Source organism: Pseudomonas folii (genome assembly GCF_014357575.1).
GTDB classification, from domain to species: domain Bacteria; phylum Pseudomonadota; class Gammaproteobacteria; order Pseudomonadales; family Pseudomonadaceae; genus Aquipseudomonas; species Aquipseudomonas folii.
On record NZ_JACONW010000248.1, the window covers coordinates 1 to 4,573 of the forward strand.

At 57.3% G+C, this 4,573-nt stretch carries 3 protein-coding genes; 2 read left to right on the forward strand and 1 reads right to left on the reverse strand.

Going from position 1 to position 4,573, the window contains the following annotated elements; all coding sequences use genetic code 11:
- Positions 1–62 precede the first annotated feature (62 nt).
- A complete protein-coding gene (gene dibA, locus H8S59_RS26130; RefSeq protein WP_095092940.1) occupies positions 63–1,979 on the reverse strand; it encodes a phosphodiesterase DibA in 1,917 nt (638 codons plus the stop codon).
- Between the two features lie 154 nt (positions 1,980–2,133).
- On the opposite strand from dibA, the gene desA reads away from it, so the two are divergent.
- Positions 2,134–3,318 carry a delta-9 fatty acid desaturase DesA gene (gene desA, locus H8S59_RS26135; protein ID WP_095092941.1) on the forward strand — a complete coding sequence of 395 codons (1,185 nt, stop codon included), beginning with the start codon at positions 2,134–2,136 and terminating at the stop codon, positions 3,316–3,318.
- 139 nt (positions 3,319–3,457) lie between these two features.
- Complete coding sequence (locus H8S59_RS26140; protein ID WP_095092942.1) at positions 3,458–4,444, forward strand: GGDEF domain-containing protein; 987 nt, start codon at positions 3,458–3,460, stop codon at positions 4,442–4,444.
- Positions 4,445–4,573: the final 129 nt, after the last annotated feature.

The following is a 4,573-nucleotide window of genomic DNA, read 5'->3' on the forward strand; positions in this document are numbered from 1 at the left end:
AAAGGATGTATCTCAATTCCGTGGTTTGCAGGTAGTTTGAAAAAAGCCGCCACTTCGGCTAACTAAAAATTCGGCGCATGGGACCAGTCAATCTGCTCAGCCGGCGTTGGTCGCGCAAACCAGTAGCCCTGGCCCATCGGGCAATCGTTGGCCAGCAGGAACGACGCCTGATCCACCGTCTCGATACCTTCAGCCAGCACCCGCATGCCCATGCTTTGCGCAAGGGCGATGATCACGCGCACGATGGCAATGTCATCGTCATCGCTGGGCAGACCGGCGACGAAGCCCTGATCGATTTTCAGCTTCTGCACCGGCATGCGCTTGAGGCGCAACAGGGAGGAATAACCCGTGCCGAAATCGTCAATGGCCAGGCTCAGCCCCAGCGCGCGCAAGCGGTGCATCTGTTCAATGGCCTGATCAGGGTCTTCCATGACCGCGCTTTCGGTCACTTCCAGCTCCAGATGCGTGGGGTTCAGCCCAGTGTCGCGCAACACCTTCGCCACCCGCTCAACCAGATGACCACTGGCAAACAGTCGGCTAGAGATGTTGACGGCCACAAAGGAAATATCCACGCCCGCTGCCAGCCAGGCGCACATTTGCTGGCATGACGTGTTCAACACCCAGGCATCCAGCTCGGCAATCAGGCCACTCTGCTCGGCGATGGGGATGAACTCCCCAGGTGACACAAGACCCCGCTCGGGATGTTCCCATCGCACCAGCGCTTCGACGCCCAGAATACGGCTGTTGTACAGGTTGTGAATCGGCTGATAAAACACCCGCAGTTCATTTCGCTCAATGGCCCCACGCAACTCGCTGGCCAGATGCACCCGCTGCTGGGCGTGAGCAGTCAGCTCTTCGGTATAAAGAGCATAGGTTTCGCGACCATCGCCTTTGGCCTTGAATAGCGCCGAGTCGGCATTGCGTAACAGTTGCGCAGGACTGGCCGCATCGCCAGGGAACAGGCTGATCCCAATGCTTGCACTGATGAACAGCTGTCGGTTCTCCAGCACGAACGGAGTTTTGAATCCGTCCAGAATCCGCTGGGCATACCCGGCCACCTGCACCACCTGCTGACAATTTTCGATCAGCAACGCAAATTCGTCGCCGCCCAGCCGCGCGAGGGTCATTTCATCATCAAACAAAGACCGAAGCCGCTCGGCGACCGCTTTGAGCACATCATCACCAACGTTGTGCCCAAGGCTGTCATTGATGTTCTTGAAGTGGTCCAGGTCGATCAATAACAACGCACAGCCGCGTTTGTTCGAACGTGCGTAGCTGAGCGCTTGAGTCGTACGGCCGATGAACAGCAGGCGGTTGGGCAAATCCGTCAGCGGGTCGTAGTGAGCGAGTTGCAGCAGGTCCTGCTCAGAACGCTTGATGGCCGTGATGTCGGAAAAGACAGCGACGAAGTTTTTTATCTCACCACTGTCGTCCTTGACGCTACGGATGCTTTGCCATTGCGGGTAGATTTCGCCACTTTTGCGTCGATTCCAGATCTCGCCGCTCCACTGCCCGGCACTGAGAATCGAGCGGTACATTTGCCGGTAGAACTCAGGACCATGGCGACCGGATTTGAATTTGCTCGGGTTGGCGCCCAGCACTTCATCCAGCTGGTAGCCGGTGATTTCCATAAAGGCGCGATTGACGTGAACGATTTTCCCCTCGCCATCGGTGACCACCACGCCCTCCAGGGTGCTGTCAAAAACAGCAGCCGCCAAACGCAAGCGATCAAGATCTTCGCGTTGCTGGCTCCGGGTGACTTCGATACCCATGAAACGCAGCAGCTGGCTGCGGACCACGAAGATAAAAATCGCGCTGACCGCGACCCAGACGTAACCGCTCATCTGTTGAGCCAGCTCCAATCGGGCTGGATCTTCGATCAAACCGGGCAGCAAATGGTCGCACATGACGAACCAGAAAATGGACAAAACCCCGTAAAACAGGGCTGTTCGCAGTGCGTCACGCGAGGAGTCAGTCATAAGAAAGCTAGTAACCTTATGAAGTGCGGGATTAAAGATTAGGAAACATCTGGCGACTCTTATCTCTAAGGCCGACTGGTTTTATCTGGTGGCTCAGTGATAATGCGCACTGTTGGTTTTTTTTCAAAGCGTCTTTTCGAGGGCCCTATAGCCTATGTGGTACAACGGTTTGCTTGACCTTTCCGTCTGGCAGTTAATAGCAGTCACGCTGGCGATGACCCATGTGACTATCGTCGCCGTCACTATTTATCTTCACCGCTACTCCGCCCACCGCTCACTGGAGCTGAATGCGGGCCTAAAACACTTCTTCCGTTTCTGGCTGTGGCTGACCACGGCGCAGAACACCCGCGAGTGGACAGCCATCCACCGCAAACACCACGCCAAATGCGAAACCGTCGATGACCCGCACAGTCCGGTCGTCAAAGGCCTTTCTACTGTACTGCGCAAGGGTGCGGAACTGTATCGGGCCGAGGCGGAAAACCCGGATACTTTGCGAATTTACGGCAAAAACTGTCCGGAAGACTGGATCGAACGCAAAATCTATACGCCTTACCCGTTGCTGGGCGTGGCGATCATGGCGGTCATTGACCTGCTGCTGTTCGGTGCGCTGGGTATCACCGTCTGGGCGATCCAGATGATGTGGATTCCATTCTGGGCCGCGGGTGTCGTGAATGGCCTGGGGCATGCCGTGGGTTATCGCAACTTCGAATGCCGCGATGCGGCGACCAATCTGGTGCCATGGGGCATCATCATTGGCGGCGAAGAGCTGCATAACAACCACCACACCTACCCGAACTCGGCCAAGCTGTCGGTCAAGAAGTGGGAATTCGACATCGGCTGGGCGTGGATCAAAGTCTTCAGCGCCTTGCGTCTGGCCAAAGTCCAGCGGGTTGCCCCCATCGCGCATCGCGTCGAGGGCAAAGGCAGCATCGACATGGACACCGCCATGGCGATCCTTAACAACCGGTTCCAGATCATGGCTCAGTACCGCAAGCTGGTGATCGGTCCGTTGGTCGCCCAGGAACTGGCCAAAGCCGATGCGTCGGTACGTCACCAGTTCCATCGCGCCAAGCGGTTGCTGTCCCGTGAAACCAGCCTGCTGGATGACAAGCACCATCTGCGCATCCAGACCATGCTGGAGCACAGCCACGCGTTGAAAGTAATTTACGAAAAACGCCTGGCCCTGCAACAGATCTGGGTCAAGACCAGCAGCAACGGCCACGATATGCTGGCCGCCATGAAAGACTGGATCCACGAAGCCGAGGCCAGCGGTATCCAATCCCTGCGTGACTTCGCCGACCAACTCAAGACCTACTCGCTGCGCCCTGCGCACGCTTGAAGCCACTGATCAGCGCGCCTCAATTGGGGCGCGCCTGATTTGAACTTCATCTCCTAAATCCACTCAGAACAACTGCCCGCCACCCCTTGCGGGAAATGTTGTGGCTGTGCGCCGCACCTTATTTCTGAGATGCAGTGCCATGGACAACAAAAATCTACTGACACCCAATACCGACACCCCCGCCGCTGCCGAGACGCTACTGGCTCTGATGCATGCCCAGGCAGAGGTTGCTCGCCTGAGTGAGCGCGAGCAACTGTTCAGTTCGCTGCTGGTCAGCGTCAACGCCGTGCTCTGGGCGTTCGACTGGGCGACCCAACGGATGATCTACGTCAGCCCCGCTTACGAACGCATCTTCGGCCGCTCTGCAGGTTTGTTGCTGGCCGACTACGGCGAATGGCGCGACAGCATCTACCCCGATGACCTCAACTACGCTGAGCGCAGCCTCAACGAAGTTATCGAGAAAGGCGCTGTAGAAGATCGCGAGTACCGAATCATTCGTGCCGACGGCGAAGTCCGCTGGATCAGTGACAAATGCTTCGTGAGTCACCAGACCGACGCCGAACAGCGTCTCGTCGTGGTGGGCATCGCAGAAGACATCACCGAAAAGAAAGAGCTGGAAAGCGAGCTGCAGCGCCTGGCGACCACCGACGTTCTGACGCAAAGCAGCAACCGTCGGCACTTCTTTGAATGCGCCCAGCGCGAATTTGAACTCGCTCGCCTGCATGGCACGCCGTTGGCGTTTCTGTTGCTGGACATCGATGACTTCAAACTGGTCAACGACACCTACGGTCACCAGGAAGGTGATCTGGTGCTGCAGAAGATCGCGGAATGCGGCAGGACCACGCTACGGCGCGGTGATTTGTTCGGACGTATTGGCGGCGAAGAGTTTGCGGCGGTGTTCCCGGGTTGCGCACCTGACATGGCCAAACAGATCGCCGAACGGCTGCAACGTGAAATCCAGCGCCTGAGTTTCCAGCGCGGCGACAAAAGCTTCGGCATCACCGCCAGCCAGGGCCTGACCAACATGGGTGAAGACGACCAGAGCCTGGAACTCCTCTACGCCCGCGCTGATGCTGCGATGTATCAGGCCAAACGTCAGGGCAAGAATCAGATTGTGTTGGTGTAGGTGATTCGCGCAAGAGCCTGTTGGAGCGAGGCTTGCCCGCGAAAAACGATAACGCGCCATGATTGACAAACCGCAGCGCCTAAATCGCGCGTAAGCCTCGCCCACACAGGACACTTATGACGTGGGACC

Coding starts and splice junctions, on each gene's coding strand:
- dibA (WP_095092940.1), bottom strand. CDS start 1,979: ATGACTGACTCCTCGCGTGACGCACTGCGAACAGCCCTGTTTTACGGG.
- desA (WP_095092941.1), top strand. CDS start 2,134: ATGTGGTACAACGGTTTGCTTGACCTTTCCGTCTGGCAGTTAATAGCA.
- H8S59_RS26140 (WP_095092942.1), top strand. CDS start 3,458: ATGGACAACAAAAATCTACTGACACCCAATACCGACACCCCCGCCGCT.